The following is a 16,652-nucleotide window of genomic DNA, read 5'->3' as shown; positions in this document are numbered from 1 at the left end:
CCCGGCGGAATGGGCGGGCGGGGGTAGGCCCACGGCGGAAGCGGGATGGGTCGCGGCGGAACGGGCCTCGGCGGGATGGGTTGCGGCGGGATGGGCGGACCCGAGTGGATCCACGGCGGGACCGGAGGTGGAACGGGCCTCGGCGGGACGGGCCTCGGCGGACCCGTCCGGTCCGGCGGCGGGTCCACCTGTGCCTGGGATGGAATCGGCTTGACCATGGACCGATCTGACCCGGAAGGCTGTGGCTGGGCGGCCGCGGACGCGGTGCCGCCGAGAAGGAAGAGCCCGGTGGTGGTCAGACACAAGAGACGTCGCATGAAATCCCCAATAGATGCACATGGTTTGAATGGCCAAAAAGGGAGACTTCCGGCCTTTTCGGGGGAATGACGTGCGCCCTGAACTGTGAAAATGCTATATCGACTCATCGCGGCATGTCTCGCAGCGACTCGCCATGGAACGTTATCAATCCGCCGGTTGCATCCGCAGACATGGTGTAGCGGCAGAGTGGAGCGGAACAGCCGCAAGTGCCATGTATCCGCTACTTTCCTGCTAAATCGGCGAGGATTCGGAGCCGCCTGCCTCTGTCCTCGCGGTCACCCGAGGTAGGCGGCGCGGACCACGGGGTCGTCGCCGATCTCGGCGGGCGGCCCCGAGGCGATGACCTTGCCGAGGTCGAGGACGACGAGGCGGTCGCAGACGTTCATGACGAAGCCCATGTCGTGTTCGACCAGCAGGACCGTGGTGTCCAGCGCCCTGATGATCTCCTCCAGGCGGGCGGCCTGGTCGGCGTCGAGGCCGGAGGTCGGCTCGTCGAGCAGGAGCAGCGAGGGGGTGTCGGCGAGGGCGCGGGCCAGCTCGACGAGACGGCGACGGCCGACGGGGAGGGCCGCCGCGTAGGCGTCGCGCAGCTCGGTCAGCCCGCACAGCGCGAGCACCTCGTCCACGCGTTCCCGGCGTTCCCGCTCCAGCCTCCGGCGGGCCCGTCCGCCGGCCAGGTCGGCCGGAAGGCCCCCGCCCCCTCCCCGCCACTCGATCGCGGCCAGCACGTTGTCGGCCACGGTCAGCCGGCCGAACACCTGGGTGCGCTGGAAGGTACGGCGCAGCCCGTCGCGTGCCCGCCGTACCGCCGGGACGCCCGTGGTGTCGCGGCCCGCCACCGAGACGGAGCCCGAGGTCGGCCGGCGGAGTCCGGAGATCACGTCGAACAGCGTGGTCTTGCCCGCGCCGTTGGGCCCGATCACCCCGCAGACCTGGCCTTCCGGTACCTCGAATGAGACGTCGGTGAGCGCGTGGACGCCCCCGAAGGATACCGACACGGCCTCGACGGCCAACGCTGCGCTCATCGCTCGCCCCTCACCCTCACGAGACCCCCAGGTAGGCGGCGGCGAGCCGGGCGCCGTCCACCTCCGCGCGGGGACCGGTCCAGGTGGCCCGGCCCAGACGCATGAACACGACCGTGTCGGCGAGTCGCAGGGCCGAGGTGGCCTTCTCCTCCACCAGGAGCAGCGCGACACCGCGCGCCCGGAGCTCGGCGAAGACCTCGAACACCTGCTCCGCGACGAGCGGTGCCAGCCCGAGCGATGGCTCGTCGGCGATCAGCACCCGGGGCGGCCTGACCAGCGCCGGAGCGAGCGTGAGCAGCTGCTGCTCGCCGCCCGACAGCGCGCCGGCCGCGATACCCCTGCGACGGGCGAGCTGGGGCATCCGCTCGTAGACGGGACCGGGGTCGGCGAGCCAGGTGCGCAGGTTCTCGTCCACGGTCAGCCCCGGGAACACCCCGCGCCCCTCCGGGGCGAGCAGCACGCCCGCCCCGGCGCGACGGTGCGCGGGCCAGGAGGTGACGTCCACCCCGTCCAGGATCACCCGGCCGGCCGTCACCGGCAGGTCCCCGGCGGCCACCGCGCAGGTCGTCGACTTGCCCGCGCCGTTCGCCCCGAGCAGCGCGACCACCTCGCCCGGCCGGACCGCGAGGTCCACGCCCCGCAGCACCGTGACGTCGCCGTATCCCGCCACCACGTTCTCCAGCCGGAACAGCGCCTCCGGCACGGGCCGGCCCTCCTCCGGGCGGGGATCCGCAGCGGCGGCCGTCACGGGTGCGGCGACCGCCGAGGCCTCGCGCTGGATGGCGGCTGCCCCCTCGCGCCGCTGCCTGCCCGCGCGCCGGCGGTGGCGGCTCTCGGCCATCTGGGCGAGCACGCCGTCCGGATGCCTGGCCAGGATCATGCCGCCGAGGCCGAACAGGATGGCGCCGACGTGGGCCGAGATGTGCCATCCGGACAGCAGTTCGGGGAAGACCGCGGCGATCAACCCGCCGAGCACGGCGCCGCCGATCCGCCGGACGCCCTGCAGGACCACCACTGCCAGCCAGACGAAGCCGGCGAAGGCGGGCAGGTCGGTGGCGGTGACCGAGCCCTTGAAGGTCGCGAACAGCACGCCGCCCAGCCCGGCGATCCCGGATGCCAGCGCGAACAGCATGATCTTGGTGCGGGGGGCCGAGATGCCCGAGGTGGTCGCGGCGGCGGGAGCCGAGCGGACGGCCAGGACGGCCCGGCCGGAGGCCGAGCGTTCCAGGTTGCGCACCAGCAGGCCGACCAGCCCGATCAGGGCCAGCAGCAGCACGACCCGGACCCGGGGGTCGGTGGTGTCGGTGAAGCCCAGACCGATCGCGGGCAGCGGCCAGCCGATCGTGCCGTTGCTGAACGCGTCGATCTGGAACAGCACCTGGTCGGCGAGGAGGGCGAGGGCGAGTGTCGCCAGGGTCAGGATCCGCCCGCCCAGCCGCAGCGCGGGCAGCGCGACGAGCACGCCCACCGCGGTCGCCCCCAGGACGCCGAGCAGGATCGCCACCGGCAACGGCAGCCCGGAGGAGAACGCCCAGCCACAGGTGAGGGCGGCCATCGAGGCGAAGGACGCCTGCGCGAGGTTGACCATGCCGCCGATGCCGGTGACGACCACGAACGAGCAGAAGATCAGCCCGAGGACCAGCCCCTGGGCCACCACGCTCACGTAGAAGTCGTCGGCGGACCGGGTGAGGGTCCACGCGAGCAGGGCCGCCAGGCCGAGCGCCCATGGCAGGCGCCGCCGCCACATCGGCAGGTCGGCCAGGTAATCGGGCGGCGGCGCGTCCTCGGCGGCGGACCCGGCGACCCGCTCCCTGGACCGGTTGAGCAGGATCAGCCCCACGAACAGCAGGATCACCGGGACGGCGGTGCGCAGCCCGGTGACGTCCTCGGCGAAGTCGGCGTATCCGGCGACCAGGTTCTGCACCACGCCGAGCCCGAGGCCGGCCGCGAACGTCCACGGGATCGACCGCAACCGGCCGAACACCGCGGCCGTCGCCGAGACGAACAGCATCACGGTGAACGCCGTGGAGTCCAGGCCCAGGGTGGAGACCGCCAGCACCCCGGCGAGCCCGGCGAGCGCCGAGCCGAGCGTCCAGGCCATGGCCGAGGAGGCGTCGGCGTCGATCCCGCGCAGGGTGGCCAGCCTGCGGCGGTCCACCGAGGCGCGCATCCGCAGGCCGTACGGCGTGTGCCGCATGAAGGCCCACAGCCCCGCGGCGGCCAGCACCGCGAAGGCGAAGGTGATGAGCTGGTCGGAGTCGAGGTGGACGCCGCCGAAGGTGAAGGTGACCGCCGGGTAGGGGCCGAGGCCGTGCGGCAGGGAGGTGGCGTCGGCGCGCGGCAGCCCGAACGGCTCGGCGGTCAGGTCCACGATCCAGAGCCCGAGCGCGGGCAGCGCGATGGTCAGGCCGATGGTCCCGACGATCTGCGCGGTCTCCCCCGCCTGGGCCAGGCCGCGGAACATGGCCCTGTGCAGCACGTATCCGAGCAGCGGCGAGAAGAGGCCCACCGCGACCAGCCCGGCCGCCCAGGCGGGCAGCCCCAGCCCGGCGTTGAGTTCGAAGAACAGCAGCGCGGCCAGGAAGCCGACGGCGCCGTGGGCGAAGTTGAACACGCCCGTGGCCGAGTAGGACAGGGTCAGCCCGGAGGCCATGACCGCGAACACGGCGCCGGTGACGAGGCCGCTGACGATATAACCGAAAAGCTCCGACATAAGGGCCTTCACCCCAAGATTTCGCGCCTGTTCTCTGCCTTCTCGTGGCGAGGGCCCGCGTTCCCGCCCTCCTCCCGCGGGAGCCGACCTGGGCGCCGGGATGTCCTCGCGGACACCCCGGCCGCCCCTGTCCCGCCGCTCACGTGGCCCGCCAGACTCGCGAGCGGCAAGTTCCGGCCGCTATTTCAGCGGGACGTTGTCGAAGCACTTCATGTTCTTGGCGACCTTGAACGCGCCGCCCTCAAGCTTGACCAGGGCGCCGCAGCCGTTGGGTTCGGTGTGGTCCTTGGGGTACTGGATCCTGCCGAATCCGGCGTTCTCGTAGGTGAACGAGCCGTTGGCGGTGGCCAGGAACCTCTCCCTGGTCAGGTCCCTGCCCGTCTGTTCCAGCACCTTGAGGAAGATGTCCGCGGCCCAGTAGCCGATGGCCAGGTGCTGGGTCAGCGCGGTGCCCGGCGCCGCCTTCTCCACGTCCGCCTTGAGCTGGGCGATCTCCGGGGCCTGGGACTCGAAGGGCTCGAACATGGGGGCCGCGATCACGCCTTCGAGTGCCCGGGCGGTGGCCGGGTCCTTGAGGATGGCCGCGTCGTAGCTGGTCGCGTCGGACAGCAGGCCCTTGTATCCGGCCTTCTTCAGCGCGGCGTACAGGCCGGTGTTGAACTTGGTGCCGGCGATGATCGAGACCACCAGGTCCGGGGCCTCGCCGCCGTCCGAGGTCATGATCTTGTTGACGTAGGGCAGCCAGTCCGGCGGCGGGGCGGCGGCGGGCAGCCCGGAGTTGAGGCCCGCCAGCGTGAAGCCCGCCGCCTGGAAGGACTGGGAGATGGTCTTGCCGCCGTACTTGCTGCCGCTGGAGTCGGTCGTCTGGACGTAGACGCTCTTGCCCGCGGACCCGCCGATCAGCTCGGCCATCTGGTTGCCCCACCAGGTCTGCGAGCCCGCGCCCGGCTTGGGGGCGAGGCAGCCGTTGTAGCCGAAGCCGGTCTCCGTACCGCACCACTGCGGGCCCGTCGCCCAGCCGAACCACGGCACGCCCTGCTGCTCCAGGAAGGTCGCGCCGCCGAAGTTGGGCGCGTGTACCGGCACCAGCGCGAAGACCTTGTCCCTCTGGACCAGTTTCTTGGCCGCCGCGTCCCCCTTGGCGGCGTCCTGGTTGTCGTCCTCCGCCCCGGCGAACTCGATCCTGCGGCCGTGCACGCCGCCTGCCTCGTTCGCCCGCTGGAACCGGGCCCTGGCCCCGATCTCGGCGTCCTTGGTCGAGTAGCCGCTCGCGCTGGTCTTGGTGAGCACGCCGCCCACGGTGACCGTCGTACCGGTCACCCCGGCGGCCCCCGCGGCCTCGCCGGGGGCGCCCGTGCCGTTCTTCTGTGCGGCCGCGCAGCCGGCGACGAGCGCCGCCGCGCTCACCAGGCCGATGAGTCGCACTGCCTGCCGTCTCATGGATCACTCCCTGCCGTGCCGCGCGGCTCGCACCCGGCCCATAATTTGGCCTAGCGCTCGCTTGGTTTCGCCAGCGTAGATTTGGCACTTCCGGAGTGTCAATGGAGCACCGCCCGGCAGTTGCGGCGCCGCCGGAAACCAAGCAAATGTTTGCTTATGATCCTGGTCCCGGCTAGCGTGCGGAGCGCACGAGTCCTCGGCGACGGGAGCGGACTGATGTTGATGCGTGCGGCCGTACTCACCGAGTTCGGGGCGGCGCTGGAGATCCGCGAGGTCGACATCGCCGATCCCGGGCCGGGCGAGGTCCGCGTCAGGATCAAGGCGTCCGGGGTGTGCGGCTCGGACATCAAGGCACTGGACGGCAAGAGCCCGGTGGTGCGGCAGCTCCCCTTCGTCCTCGGCCACGAGAGCGCGGGGATCGTGGAGAGCACGGGCGCGGGCGTGACCGGGGTCAGGCCGGGCGACCACGTGATCATCGCGATGAACGGCGCCTGCGGGCGCTGCCGCAACTGCGGTGGCGGCCGGTTCCACCTGTGCGGCGGGCCTGCCCGGACGGCCGCGATCATGGGCACGATGCGCGACGGGACCACCCGGATCAAGGTGGACGGCGCCGACGCCAAGACGATGATCGGCATCGGCTCGTTCGCCGAGTACGCCGTGGTCAACGAGCCGATGTGCGTGAAGATCGACCGGAGGGCGCCGTTCGACACCATGTGCCTGCTGGCCTGCGGGGTGGTCACCGGGGTCGGCGCGGTGCTGAACGTGGCCGGGGTGACGCCGGGCTCCAGCGTGCTGGTGGTCGGCTGCGGAGGTGTCGGGCTGAACGTGGTCCAGGGCGCCGCGCTCGCCGGCGCCACGACCATCATCGGCGCCGACGTGGCCGAGTCCAAGCTGAAGCTGGCCGGGGAGTTCGGCGCCACCCACACCATCCTCTCCACCGACCTGCCCCGGCAGGTGGGCGAGATCGTCCGGGGCGGCGTGGACTACGCCTTCGACGTCACCGGCGTGCCCAGCGTGCTCGGCGACGCCTTCGCCTCCACCCAGCCCGGCGGCACGACCGTGATGGTCGGCAGCCCGCCCCAGGGCCGGCCGCTCACCATCGAGCCCGGCCTGCTGTTCGCCTCCCGGCGCCTGATGGGCACCCAGGGCGGCGACGCCGCCCCGCTCCGCGACCTGCCCATGCTCGCCGAGCAGTACCTGCGCGGCCGTCTCGACCTCGACCGCCTGGTCAGCGAGCGCGTGCCGCTGGAGGACGTCAACGAGGCGATCCGCCACGTCCGCGAGGGCGCGGTGGCCCGCAGCGTGATCGTCTTCGACTGACGGTCAGCCGTGGCCGGCGACGACGAGCTCCTTGCGGGGCTCTCCGGCGGGGGACTCCTCCTCGTGTCCCTCGATGGAGAGGTTGGGCAGGATCCGGTCCAGCCACCCGGGGCACCACCAGTTGAACCTGCCGAGCAGGACCATGGTGGCCGGGACCAGGAAGCCCCGGATGACGGTGGCGTCCACCGCCACGGCCACGGCCAGGCCGACACCGAAGATCTTGACCATGGGATCGGGGTAGGCGATGAACGCGACGAAGACGGCGACCATGATCAGGGCGGCGGAGGTGATGACCCGGCCGGTCGTGCCCAGCCCCTCGGCCACCGCCCTGCGGTTGTCGCCGTGCCTCAGATACGCCTGCCGTACCGCGGTGAGCAGGAAGACCTCGTAGTCCATCGACAGGCCGAACAGCACCGCGAACAGCATCAGCGGGATGTAGCTGTCGATCGGCACCGTGAAGAACAGCGTGGTCAGGTAGGAGTCGTCCGCGCCCACCGGCGGGTCCATGCCGACCAGCCCGCTGCCCAGGCCGAGGGAGAAGACCAGCGAGAGCGCGCCGAACGCGGCACCGAGCGAGACCAGGTTCATCAGCGCGGCCTTGATGGCGACCACCGGCGACCGGAACGCCAGGAGCAGCAGCAACGCGCTGAGCAGCACCACGACGCCGACGACCAGCGGGGTGCGGTCGGCGATCCTGGCGCTCGCGTCGGACATGGCGGCCACCTCGCCGCCCACGTGCACCCGCGCTCCCGGCACCCGGATCGCGCGCATGTCCTCGACCACCTCCAGCGCCCGCGTATCGCTGGGCGCGTACTCGGTGACGGCCTGGACCAGCACGGCGGTGCCGCCCTCGTTCAGCACGGGCTCGCCGACGTGGGCCACCCCCTCGACCGCGCCGGCCTTCTCCTTCAGGAGCCGGAGTACGGCGGGCGCGGGGTCGCGGTCGACGACCTTCTCGTCGAGGGAGGCGACCACGACCAGCGGCCCGTTGATCCCGGGCCCGAATCCGGCCTGCATGAGCTCGTAGGAGCGGCGGGCCGCGGTGTCCCTGTCACCGTAGCCGTCGTCCAGCGGGCCGAGCTTGAGCGCGAGGGCGGGCGCGGTCAGCGCGGCGAGGACGGCGACGCTGAGCACGAGCACGCTCCAGGGCCGCTTCGCGACCCAGGCCCCCAGGGCGCTCCAGCCCGAGGCCTCGTCCGCCGTCTTGCGCCGGCCCATGAAGGGCAGCCGCAGCGCGTTGATCCGGTGCCCGAGCAGGCCGAGCAGGGCGGGGACGAGGGTGATGGAGGTGAGCACCGCGCAGACGACCGAGATGCCGGTGATCCAGCCGAGCGTCTGCAGCAGAGGGAAGCCGCCGAGCAGCAGCGCGCTGAGCGCGATGATCACCGTGCCGCCGGCGAACACCACCGCGCCGCCCGAACTCGCGACCGTCCGGCGCACCGCGTCGTGCACCGGCAGCCCGTCGGCCAGCAGCCTGCGGTACCTGCTGAGCAGGAAGAGCGCGTAGTCGATGCCGACGCCGAGGCCGATCATCGTCGCCATGATGGAGGCCTGCTTGGGGACGTCCACGACGTGGCCGAGCAGGCTGATCACCCCCAGGCCGGTCGCGATGCTGACCAGCGCCGCGAAGATCGGGATCATCGCGGCAACCAGCGTGCCGAAGGCGAACAGCAGCACCAGCAGCGCGCAGACCACGCCGATGATCTCGCTGGTCCCGGTCTTGATCTCCTTGTCCGCCGGGGTGGACGCGTCGGCGGGCACCGCCTCCACGCCGAGCGCACGCACGGGCTCGGCCGCCTCGGAGAGCCGGCGGGTGGTCTCGGCCAGCTTGCCGTTGTCGTGGCCCTTGAGCCTGACCGTGATGAGGCCGATCTCCATGCTGGGCGCCAGGCCGCCGACGCGGTAGGGGCTCTGCACCTCCGCCACGTGCGGGACCCGGCGGATCCCGTCCATCGCCCGGTGGACCGCGCGCACCCGGCGCTGGGAGGTGAGGGGGCCGTCCGGGGAGTAGAGCACGATCTGGACCGTGCCCCCCGGGTCGTAGCCGGGGCCGAAGCCGTCGCGCATCAGGTCGTGGGCCCGCTGCGCGTCCGTACCGGGTATGGTCACGTTGTTGCTCACCGGACCGGCGAACACGACCGACCCCGCGGTCAGCAGCACCGCGGCGGTCACCCACAGTGCCAGCACGATCCTGCCGTGCCTCGCGCACCAGCTTCCCAGCCGTCCCAGCAAGCCAGACATCGGCAATCGCCCCATTAAGTCTGAAATGTGCCTGAAACGCCGTCCTGTACGGGCGTACAGAACCTACGATGAAAGCGTAGGCGCGGACATACCGGAATGCTCTAGACCGTGCGGGAATGAGACGATGACCACACTTGAGCACGGCTACGACACGCGTAGCCGGATTCTTGAGGCCGCCCGCCAGCTCTTCGCCGAGCGCGGCTACGCCGCGACCTCGCTGGCCGACATCGCCTCGGCCGTCGGGCTGACGAAGACCGCCGTCGCCTACCACTTCCATCCGAAGGACCGGCTGGCCGCCGAGCTGATCGCCCCCGCCGCCGAGGACATCGTGGCCCTGTTCGAGACCGGCTTCGACGGCGAGCGCGAGTTCGTCGAGGCGCTGGTGACCTTCACGGTCCGGCACCGGGCCATCGTCCGCCTGATCATGGAGGACATCAGCGGCGCCGACGACGCCCCGCCCGGGTCCCCCGGCGAGGCCATCCGCGCCTTCCGGGACGCGATCTACACCCGCCTGGCCTCGTCGGACCCGGACCCCGGCCGGCGGGTGCGCGCCTGGGCACTCCTGGGCGCCCTGCAGAGCGTCGTGGTCAAGACGATCGACCTTCCGGAGGAGGTCGTCCGGGAGCACCTGCTCACCGCCGCCTCCGCCCTGTACGACCTCTCGGCCTGACCTGTACGGCCTCTCGGCCTGACACCTCGCTCTCAGCCCGACACCCCGGCCTCTTGCCCCGGCACCCGCCCCCTCCCTACAGGCGGCCCCGGCCGCTCAGCCCGACAGCACGTCCCTGGCACGGCCGGGCCCGTCCGTGACCGTCGGGTCCACGGGGACCGTCGTCTCGTCGGGGTCGGGGCCGGGGCCGGGGCCGTTCTGTCCCTCGACACCGACCGTGATCACGACCACGGCGTTCGGCCGGGCACACGGGCCGGACGCCCCTCCCTGCGCCAGCACCACACCGGACCGCGACGGGTCGTCGACGAGCCGGGGGCGCACCCGTACGGCGAAGCCCGCCCCGCTGAGCGCGCTCCGCGCGTCCGCCTCCCGCTGACCGACGACCGAGGGCACCTCGACCCCGCGCCTGGACACGACGAGTGCCACCGCGCTGCCCGAGGAGACGCGCTCGGCCGCGTCGGGGGTGCTGGCGAGGACCCGGCCCGCCGGCTCAGCCGAACACCGCGCGGTGATCCCACCCGGGACCAGCCCCGCCCGGGCGAGAGCCGCCTCGGCCTGCCGCCTGTGAAGACCGGCCAGCACCGGCACGGCGACCCCCGCGGAGAGCTCCAGGTTGACCCTGGTCCCCCTGGCGACCACGGTCCGCGCCTCCGGCCGGCTCCTGAGCACCTGCCCGACCCGGAGGTCGGAGTCGACCGAGGTGATGGCTCCGGCGGCCAGGCCGGCCTCTTCGAGCAGGTTCAGCGCCTCGGAACGGCCCAGCCCGGCGAGCGCCGGCACCGCGACCCCGGTGACGGCCGGAGGCGTCGAGGGATCAGGAGACGGGGCGGAGGTGCTTCTGACGCCCGTGCCCGCCGGGTGCCTGGCCGGGCGGGCCGCCCTGGCCGGCTGCGGGGTGGACTCGACCCGGGCGCCGGGCGTCTCCGCCGCCCTTCCCGCCCCTCCCTGCCGGCCCGGACCGACCGGCTCGTCGTTCCCGCTCAGTGCCGGGACGAGCACCGCGACCAGCACGGCCGCGCTCACCAGCAGCGCCCCCGACACCGCGACCGAGGCCCTGGTCGCCGCCCGCCCCGGGCGGGTCCGCGCCTCGGTGGACTCATCGGGCGCACCGCCGAGGTCGCGGAAGGGCGGTGCGGGCGGGGAGCCGCCGGACGGAACCGGGCCCGCCGAGGTCCATGACAGGGCCCGCCCCGGCCGGGAGGTCCACGACGGACCTCGCCCCGGCCGGGACCGGGACAGGGCCGGCCCCGCCCGGACCTCGGGCACCACCGGCCCCGTGGCCGGCGCCGATCCCGGTTCCGCGGGCCGTACGTCATCGTCTCCGAGCAGTGTGAGCAGCAGTTCCCGGCTGGTGGGGCGGTTCCGGGGGTCCTTCTCCAGGCAGCCGGCGACCAGCTCGCGGAGCCACCCGTCGAGGCGGCCCAGTTCCGGTGGGGCGGTGAGGACGCGGTGCAGCACGGCCGCGATCGAGTCCTGCCCGAACGGCGCCTGGGCGTTGGCGGCGAAGCAGACCGTGGCGCCCCAGGAGAAGACGTCGGCCGCGGCACGGATCTCGGCCCCCTCCACCTGTTCGGGCGCCATGTAGGCCGGCGTGCCCGCGCCGCGCCCGCTCTGCGTGGCTCCCGCGTCCAGGGCCCTGGCCAGGCCGAAGTCGATGACCCTCGGCCCGTCGGGGCCCAGCAGCACGTTCTGCGGCTTGAAGTCGCGGTGCACGATCCCGGCCCGGTGAATGGCCGCGAGCGCGGTGGCCGTGCCGACGGCCAGGCGCTCCAGCGCGCCTCCGCCGCGAGGTCCACCGGCCCTGACCTCGCGGTGGAGCGACGGACCGTCGACGTATTCGCTGACGATGAAGGGGCGGTCACCCGCCAGCCCGGCTTCGATCACCTGGGCGGTGCAGAAGCGGGCGACCTGTTTGGCGAGCTCGACCTCGCGGAGGAAGACCGCCTCGTCCTCCCCGAGCGGGCCGTGCAGCAACTTGATCGCATAGGGCTCGGAGCCGGTCGCGGGGTGCGTTCCGAGATAGACCACCCCCTGACCGCCCTCTCCCAGGCGGCCGACGACCACGTATTCGCCGAGCCTGTCGAGGTCCCCCGTCCTGAGCGGCTGCGCATGCGGCACGCGAGCCTCCCCTCCCCACCACTCTTCCCACTCAAGAAGAGGTATTCCCGGCAGTCAACGGTGGGGAAGCCCTTGGTTCCCCGACCGTGACACTCATGTGATGCCCGGATCAGGGGGAAATCAGGAGGAACGGGTCACCGCGCCCGAGTAGCGGGCCTCCGCCTCGCCCGATCTCGTCACCTGAAAGACCAGCCTGTCGGCACCGTCCCGGGAGAACACCACCGTGCCCGGATAGCACTGCCTGCCCCTGACCTGCTCCAGCCGGTAGGCGGCGCCGGCGCCGGTCGGGGAGAGCCGTGCGGTGCAGTGCAGGTCGGCGCCCCACCTCATGCTCACCGCCTCCTCCGCGAAACGGACCTCCACCGGGAAGACCCGTTCGGCGGTGGCGTGGTCGGCGACCCCGACCCAGGTCCCCTTGTAGGAGAAGTCGTCACGGAGCCAGGCCGCGGCGGCTCCGGCCACCGCGGCCGTGATCGCCACTCCCGCCGCCGCGATCAGGAGCCACCGGCGCCGTCCTCGCGGCGTCCGCACCGCGGGAAGCTCGGCGGTCGAGCCCTCCGGCGCCCGCGGCTCGACGATCGGGTCCCCGGTCACCGGGAGCTCCCCGGTCGAGAAACCGGACGCCGGATCCTCGGTCACCGGAAGCTCCGCCGTCGGGAAACCGGACACGGGATCCTCGGTCACCGGAAGCTCCGCCGTCGGGAAACCGGACGCGGAGACCGGACCGGCCCCCGGCGGGCCGTCCGGCCGGGAGGCGGCGGTGCTGCCGTACAGCCGGCGCAGCACCTCCTCGGCGACCGGCCGGTCTCCGGGCTCGACGGCCAGGCAGGAGACCACGATCTCCCGGAGCGGGCCGTCCAGCGGGCCGAGGTCGGGCCTGCCGTACAGGATCCTGGCCAGCACCTCGTGGTAGGACCCGGCGGAGAAGGCGTGGCGGCCGGTGGCGGCGTAGGCGACGGTGAGCGCCCAGCTGAACATGTCGGCCGGAGGCCCGGCGGACTCGCCCTTGATCTGCTCGGGGGACATGTAGGCCGGGGTGCCGAAGGGGATCTTTCCGGTGGTGATCGTGGCGTCCATCATCCGGGAGATGCCGAAGTCGATCACTCGCGGGCCGTCCATGCCGAGCAGGACGTTGCCCGGCTTGAAGTCGCGGTGGACCACCCCGGCCCGGTGGATGGCGGCCAGCGCGGTGGCCGTGCCGACCGCGATCCGGTCCAGCGAGCCGTCGACGCGCGGCCCCTCGGCCGCGATGTGCTCCTGGAGCGAGACCCCGTCGACGAGCTCGCTCACGATGTAGGGGCGGTCACCGTCGAGGTCGGCGTCGAGCACCTGGGCCGTGCAGAAGGGGGCCACCCGCCGGACGGCCTCGACCTCGCCGACGAGGCGGCGGCGGACCCTCTCGTCGTCCAGCAGCCGCGCGTGCAGCAGCTTCACCGCCACGCGCGGGCGCTCCGGGGACTCGGCGAGGAAGACGACCCCCTGACCTCCCGCGCCGAGACGGTTGATCAGCCGGTAGCGACCGAGTTGCCGGGGGTCCTCCGGCCGGAGCGGAACCGGACGCGACATGGGACCTGACTATAACGATCTCCACGTCACCTCAGAAAACCCGCGTAACCGTCGAGCACCGGGAGCACCTGATCGGCGGGGGCGCCGGGGAGGCTGAACACGACCTCCTCGACGCCCATTCCCGCGTAGTAGTCGAGCTTCTCCTCACTCGGCAGCGTCCCGAACGGGATCACCTTGGCCATCTCGCGCCCCGCCCTCTCGCAGGCCTCGCGCAGGGCGGGGAGCGCCGCCCTGACCCCCTTGCCGCCGATCGGCATCCAGCCGTCGGCGTACTCGGCGATGTGGGCGAAGAGCTTCGGGCCCGCCGCGCCGCCCACGTAGACGGGCGGTCCGGACACCGGCTTGGGCCAGGACCAGGAGGGCTCGAAGCTCACGTGACGGCCCGTGAAACCGGCCTCCTCCTCGCTCCACAGCACCTTCATCGCGAGGATGTGCTCTCGGGCGACGTCGCGGCGGGAGCCGTAGGTGACGTTGTGGTCCTCGATCTCCTCGACGTTCCAGCCGAACCCGACGCCGAGCACCACCCGGCCGCCGGACAGGTGGTCGAGGGTGGCGACAGCCTTGGCGGTCACGATGGGCTCACGCTGGGCGGCGAGCATGATGCCGGTGCCGAGGGTGATCCGGCCGGTCACGGCCGCCGCGTGGGAGAGCGCGACCAACGGGTCGAGCGTGCGGCTGTACTCCTCGGGGAGCACGGCCTGCCCGGCGGCGGGAGCCGTACGGCGCGAGACCGGGATGTGGGTGTGCTCGGGCAGGTAGAGGGAGGCGAACCCGCGCTCCTCCGCGGCCCTGGCCAGTTCCGCGACCGGCATCGACCGGTCGGTGGCGAACATCGTGACACCCAGCCGCATGACAGCCTCCGGTTTCCCCGCACCGACCCCTTGATAAACCAAGCGATTGCTCGGTTACCATTCCTAGGGTAGCTTGCCAGGCGGGCAATCCTCACGGAAGGGCGCTCATGGCGTTCACGGACTTAGGTGACGTGCGGCTGTTCCACACCGACGACGGGGCGGGGGACACGACGCTGCTGCTCGTCCACGGCCTGGGATCGGACTCCCACGAGTGGGTCCACCACATCCCCTCGCTCGCCGAACGGTACCGGGTCATCGCGGTGGACGTGCGCGGACACGGCTACTCCTCCGCGCCGGAGACCGGCAACACCCCCCGGCGGATGGCCGAGGACCTCGCCCTGCTCTGCCTCACACTCGGCGTCGAGTCCTGCGTGGCGATCGGCCACTCGATGGGGGGCCAGATCGTCTCCCACCTGGCCGTGGAACACCCCTCGCTGGTCAGGGCGCTGGTCACGGTCGACCCGGGGTACGGCTTCACCGGTGCGGTGGCGGACTCCTTCCCCGCGCTGATCGAGCGGATGCGCGAGGACCCCGTGGCCGCCGCCCTCCGCAACGACCAGTGGACCTCCACCCGGGCGACCCCGGAATGGCTGCGCGAGTGGCACCGGCGGCGGATCCTCGCCACGCCCCCGCACGTGCTGCTCCAGGCGTTCGAGGCGATGTTCGGCGGACCGGACGCGCTCGGCGTCCGCCCCAACTCCGACGGATACCTGTCACGCCGGACCTGCCCGGTGCTGACCTTCTGGTTCGACCCGGCCCAGGCCGCGTGGGAGGCGGACCTGTTCAAGGACCCGCACTCCAGGGCCGTCACCTGGGAGGGCAGCGGCCACCGGCTGCACGAGGAACGCCCCGGGGAGTTCCTCCTCGTCGTCACGTACTGGCTAAGGAGCCTGGCATGAAGTTCTCGATATTCCTCAACCCGCAGATCCCCGGCTCCGGATACTCCAACGAGGAGAACGCGGTCGCCAAGCGGCCGATCGGGCGGGACGTCGAGTCCTATCAGGCGCTGCTCCACGAGGTCCGCGAGATCGCGATCCACGCCGACCAGATCGGCTTCGACGCGCTGATGATGACCGAGCACCACTTCCACTCCGAGGGCTTCGAGTTCTCGGTGAACCCGCTGATGTTCCTCACCGACCTGGCGGCCAGGACCGAGCGCATCCTGCTGGCCCCGCTGGGCATCGTGCTGCCCGCCTGGGACCCGATCAGGGCGGCCGAGGACGTGGCCCTTCTGGACCAGTTCAGCAAGGGACGGCTCCGCCTGGGCGTGGCCCGCGGCTACCAGAACCGGTGGATGAACGTGCTGGGCCAGCGCTGGCAGGCCTCCGCCGCCCGCTCCGACGGCTCCAAGAGCGACACCCGCAACTTCGACGTCTTCGGCGAGGTCCTGAAGATCATGAAGATGGCGTGGACCCAGGACACGCTGCGCTACAAGTCCGACGTGCTGGACTACGAGGTGCCCGCGCCGTTCGACGGCATCGAGGGCTGGCCCGCGCTGGAGTGGACCCAGAAGTTCGGCGCGCCGGGCGAGGTGGACGACCAGGGCAGGATCCATGCCGTCTCGGTCGGGCCCAAGCCGTACCAGTATCCGTATCCGGAGCTGTGGCAGCCGTTCACCATCTCCGACCGCTCGGTGATCCGGGCCGCGCAGGAGGACATCCTGCCGTGGATGTTCACCCCGAACCCGGACGAGCACGCCGCCAAGGCCAAGCTCTACCAGGAGGAGTCGGCCAAGTGCGGCCGCGACTACAAGCTGGGCGAGCACACCGGCATCCTCAAGATCGTCGGCATGGCCGACACCCGCGAGGAGGCCATCGCCACCTACGGCAAGAGCATGCAGAAGGACTTCGCCGCCTTCTTCGGCCCGTTCGGCTACCTGGAGGTCCTCCGCAAGAAGGAGGACGACAGGCACCAGCCGATCAGCCCGGAGAAGGGCGACTACAAGCGCATGAACGAGGTCGAGATGGCCCTGCTGGGCGGTCCCGACGACGTCAAGCGCGGCATCCAGCGCATGCTCGACCGGATGCCCGACCTGGAGTGGTTCGGCCTGTTCATGCAGGGACAGCAGGGGGTCCTCCCCCTCGACACCGTCAAGCGCAACCTCGAACTCTTCGCCACCAAGGTCATCCCCGAGTTCTCCGACTGACCCCGCCCGCCCCCGGCACCCGGCACCCGGCTCCGGCTTCCCGCGTCCGGTTTCCAGCTTCCCGCCTCCCGCCTCCGGCTTCCGGCTTCCCGCCTCCCGCTTCCGGCTTCCGGCTTCCGGCTTCCGGCTTCCGGCTTCCGGCTTCCGGCTTCCGGCAAGCGTGGGCACGTCCCGACCACTCCGGATATGTCCCCCCGGCTGCGCCGGGGGGACATATCCGGAAATTTCAATATCCGAGAAACTC

11 protein-coding genes are annotated in these 16,652 nt (G+C 72.1%); 4 read left to right on the top strand and 7 right to left on the bottom strand.

The annotated features are described in order from the left end of the window. Positions 1-593: 593 nt before the first annotated feature. The 3 genes from SROS_RS09575 to SROS_RS09565 all read right to left on the bottom strand — a co-directional run bounded on the left by SROS_RS09575 (position 594) and on the right by SROS_RS09565 (position 5,496). Entirely contained in the window at positions 594-1,343 is a 750-nt protein-coding gene (locus tag SROS_RS09575; protein WP_012888714.1) for an ABC transporter ATP-binding protein, read from the bottom strand. 16 nt (positions 1,344-1,359) lie between these two features. Then, positions 1,360-4,056: an ABC transporter permease subunit gene (locus SROS_RS09570; RefSeq protein ID WP_012888713.1), complete on the bottom strand. Its 2,697-nt coding sequence runs from the start codon at positions 4,054-4,056 to the stop codon at positions 1,360-1,362. A 180-nt stretch (positions 4,057-4,236) separates the two neighbouring features. After that, positions 4,237-5,496, bottom strand: a complete 1,260-nt coding sequence (locus tag SROS_RS09565) for an ABC transporter substrate-binding protein (protein ID WP_012888712.1) — start codon at positions 5,494-5,496, stop codon at positions 4,237-4,239. Positions 5,497-5,712: 216 nt separating this feature from the next. Between SROS_RS09565 and SROS_RS09560 the strand changes: the two genes are divergently transcribed. Next, entirely contained in the window at positions 5,713-6,816 is a 1,104-nt protein-coding gene (locus SROS_RS09560) for an alcohol dehydrogenase catalytic domain-containing protein (RefSeq protein WP_012888711.1), read from the top strand. Positions 6,817-6,819: 3 nt separating this feature from the next. Here the strand turns inward: SROS_RS09560 and SROS_RS09555 are convergent, their stop codons facing one another. Further along, on the bottom strand, positions 6,820-9,057 hold the full coding sequence (locus tag SROS_RS09555; protein WP_043651682.1) for an MMPL family transporter: 2,238 nt from the start codon (positions 9,055-9,057) through the stop codon (positions 6,820-6,822). A 124-nt stretch (positions 9,058-9,181) separates the two neighbouring features. On the opposite strand from SROS_RS09555, the gene SROS_RS09550 reads away from it, so the two are divergent. Continuing rightward, positions 9,182-9,727, top strand: coding sequence for a TetR/AcrR family transcriptional regulator (locus SROS_RS09550; RefSeq protein WP_012888709.1), 546 nt, complete (start codon positions 9,182-9,184; stop codon positions 9,725-9,727). A gap of 96 nt (positions 9,728-9,823) precedes the next feature. Here SROS_RS09550 and SROS_RS45825 read toward each other — a convergent pair whose 3' ends face one another. From SROS_RS45825 to SROS_RS09535, 3 genes are all read right to left on the bottom strand, one after another. Next, complete coding sequence (locus tag SROS_RS45825; protein WP_012888708.1) at positions 9,824-11,845, bottom strand: serine/threonine-protein kinase; 2,022 nt, start codon at positions 11,843-11,845, stop codon at positions 9,824-9,826. Between the two features lie 120 nt (positions 11,846-11,965). Continuing rightward, positions 11,966-13,411, bottom strand: coding sequence for a serine/threonine-protein kinase (locus SROS_RS45820; protein WP_012888707.1), 1,446 nt, complete (start codon positions 13,409-13,411; stop codon positions 11,966-11,968). A 26-nt stretch (positions 13,412-13,437) separates the two neighbouring features. Continuing rightward, positions 13,438-14,262, bottom strand: a complete 825-nt coding sequence (locus SROS_RS09535) for an LLM class F420-dependent oxidoreductase (protein WP_012888706.1) — start codon at positions 14,260-14,262, stop codon at positions 13,438-13,440. Between the two features lie 107 nt (positions 14,263-14,369). Here SROS_RS09535 and SROS_RS09530 point away from each other — a divergent pair, with 107 nt between their 5' ends. Together SROS_RS09530 and SROS_RS09525 are read left to right on the top strand one after the other, a co-directional pair. Further along, positions 14,370-15,161: an alpha/beta fold hydrolase gene (locus tag SROS_RS09530; RefSeq protein WP_012888705.1), complete on the top strand. Its 792-nt coding sequence runs from the start codon at positions 14,370-14,372 to the stop codon at positions 15,159-15,161. Beyond that, positions 15,158-16,408, top strand: coding sequence for an LLM class flavin-dependent oxidoreductase (locus tag SROS_RS09525; protein ID WP_012888704.1), 1,251 nt, complete (start codon positions 15,158-15,160; stop codon positions 16,406-16,408). The genes SROS_RS09530 and SROS_RS09525 overlap by 4 nt, the downstream gene beginning before the upstream one ends. The last annotated feature ends 244 nt before the right edge of the window (positions 16,409-16,652 follow it).

The organism is Streptosporangium roseum DSM 43021 (genome assembly GCF_000024865.1).
Taxonomy (GTDB): domain Bacteria; phylum Actinomycetota; class Actinomycetes; order Streptosporangiales; family Streptosporangiaceae; genus Streptosporangium; species Streptosporangium roseum.
Note: the sequence above shows the minus strand (reverse complement) of the source record. Positions and strands in the feature narration are given on the sequence as shown.

Bases quoted from the DNA above. Each gene is read 5' to 3' on its own strand.
- SROS_RS09535 (WP_012888706.1), bottom strand. From the start codon at position 14,262: ATGCGGCTGGGTGTCACGATGTTCGCCACCGACCGGTCGATGCCGGTC.
- SROS_RS09565 (WP_012888712.1), bottom strand. From the start codon at position 5,496: ATGAGACGGCAGGCAGTGCGACTCATCGGCCTGGTGAGCGCGGCGGCG.
- SROS_RS09570 (WP_012888713.1), bottom strand. From the start codon at position 4,056: ATGTCGGAGCTTTTCGGTTATATCGTCAGCGGCCTCGTCACCGGCGCC.
- SROS_RS09560 (WP_012888711.1), top strand. From the start codon at position 5,713: ATGTTGATGCGTGCGGCCGTACTCACCGAGTTCGGGGCGGCGCTGGAG.
- SROS_RS09555 (WP_043651682.1), bottom strand. From the start codon at position 9,057: ATGTCTGGCTTGCTGGGACGGCTGGGAAGCTGGTGCGCGAGGCACGGC.
- SROS_RS09550 (WP_012888709.1), top strand. From the start codon at position 9,182: ATGACCACACTTGAGCACGGCTACGACACGCGTAGCCGGATTCTTGAG.
- SROS_RS45820 (WP_012888707.1), bottom strand. From the start codon at position 13,411: ATGTCGCGTCCGGTTCCGCTCCGGCCGGAGGACCCCCGGCAACTCGGT.
- SROS_RS09525 (WP_012888704.1), top strand. From the start codon at position 15,158: ATGAAGTTCTCGATATTCCTCAACCCGCAGATCCCCGGCTCCGGATAC.
- SROS_RS09575 (WP_012888714.1), bottom strand. From the start codon at position 1,343: ATGAGCGCAGCGTTGGCCGTCGAGGCCGTGTCGGTATCCTTCGGGGGC.
- SROS_RS09530 (WP_012888705.1), top strand. From the start codon at position 14,370: ATGGCGTTCACGGACTTAGGTGACGTGCGGCTGTTCCACACCGACGAC.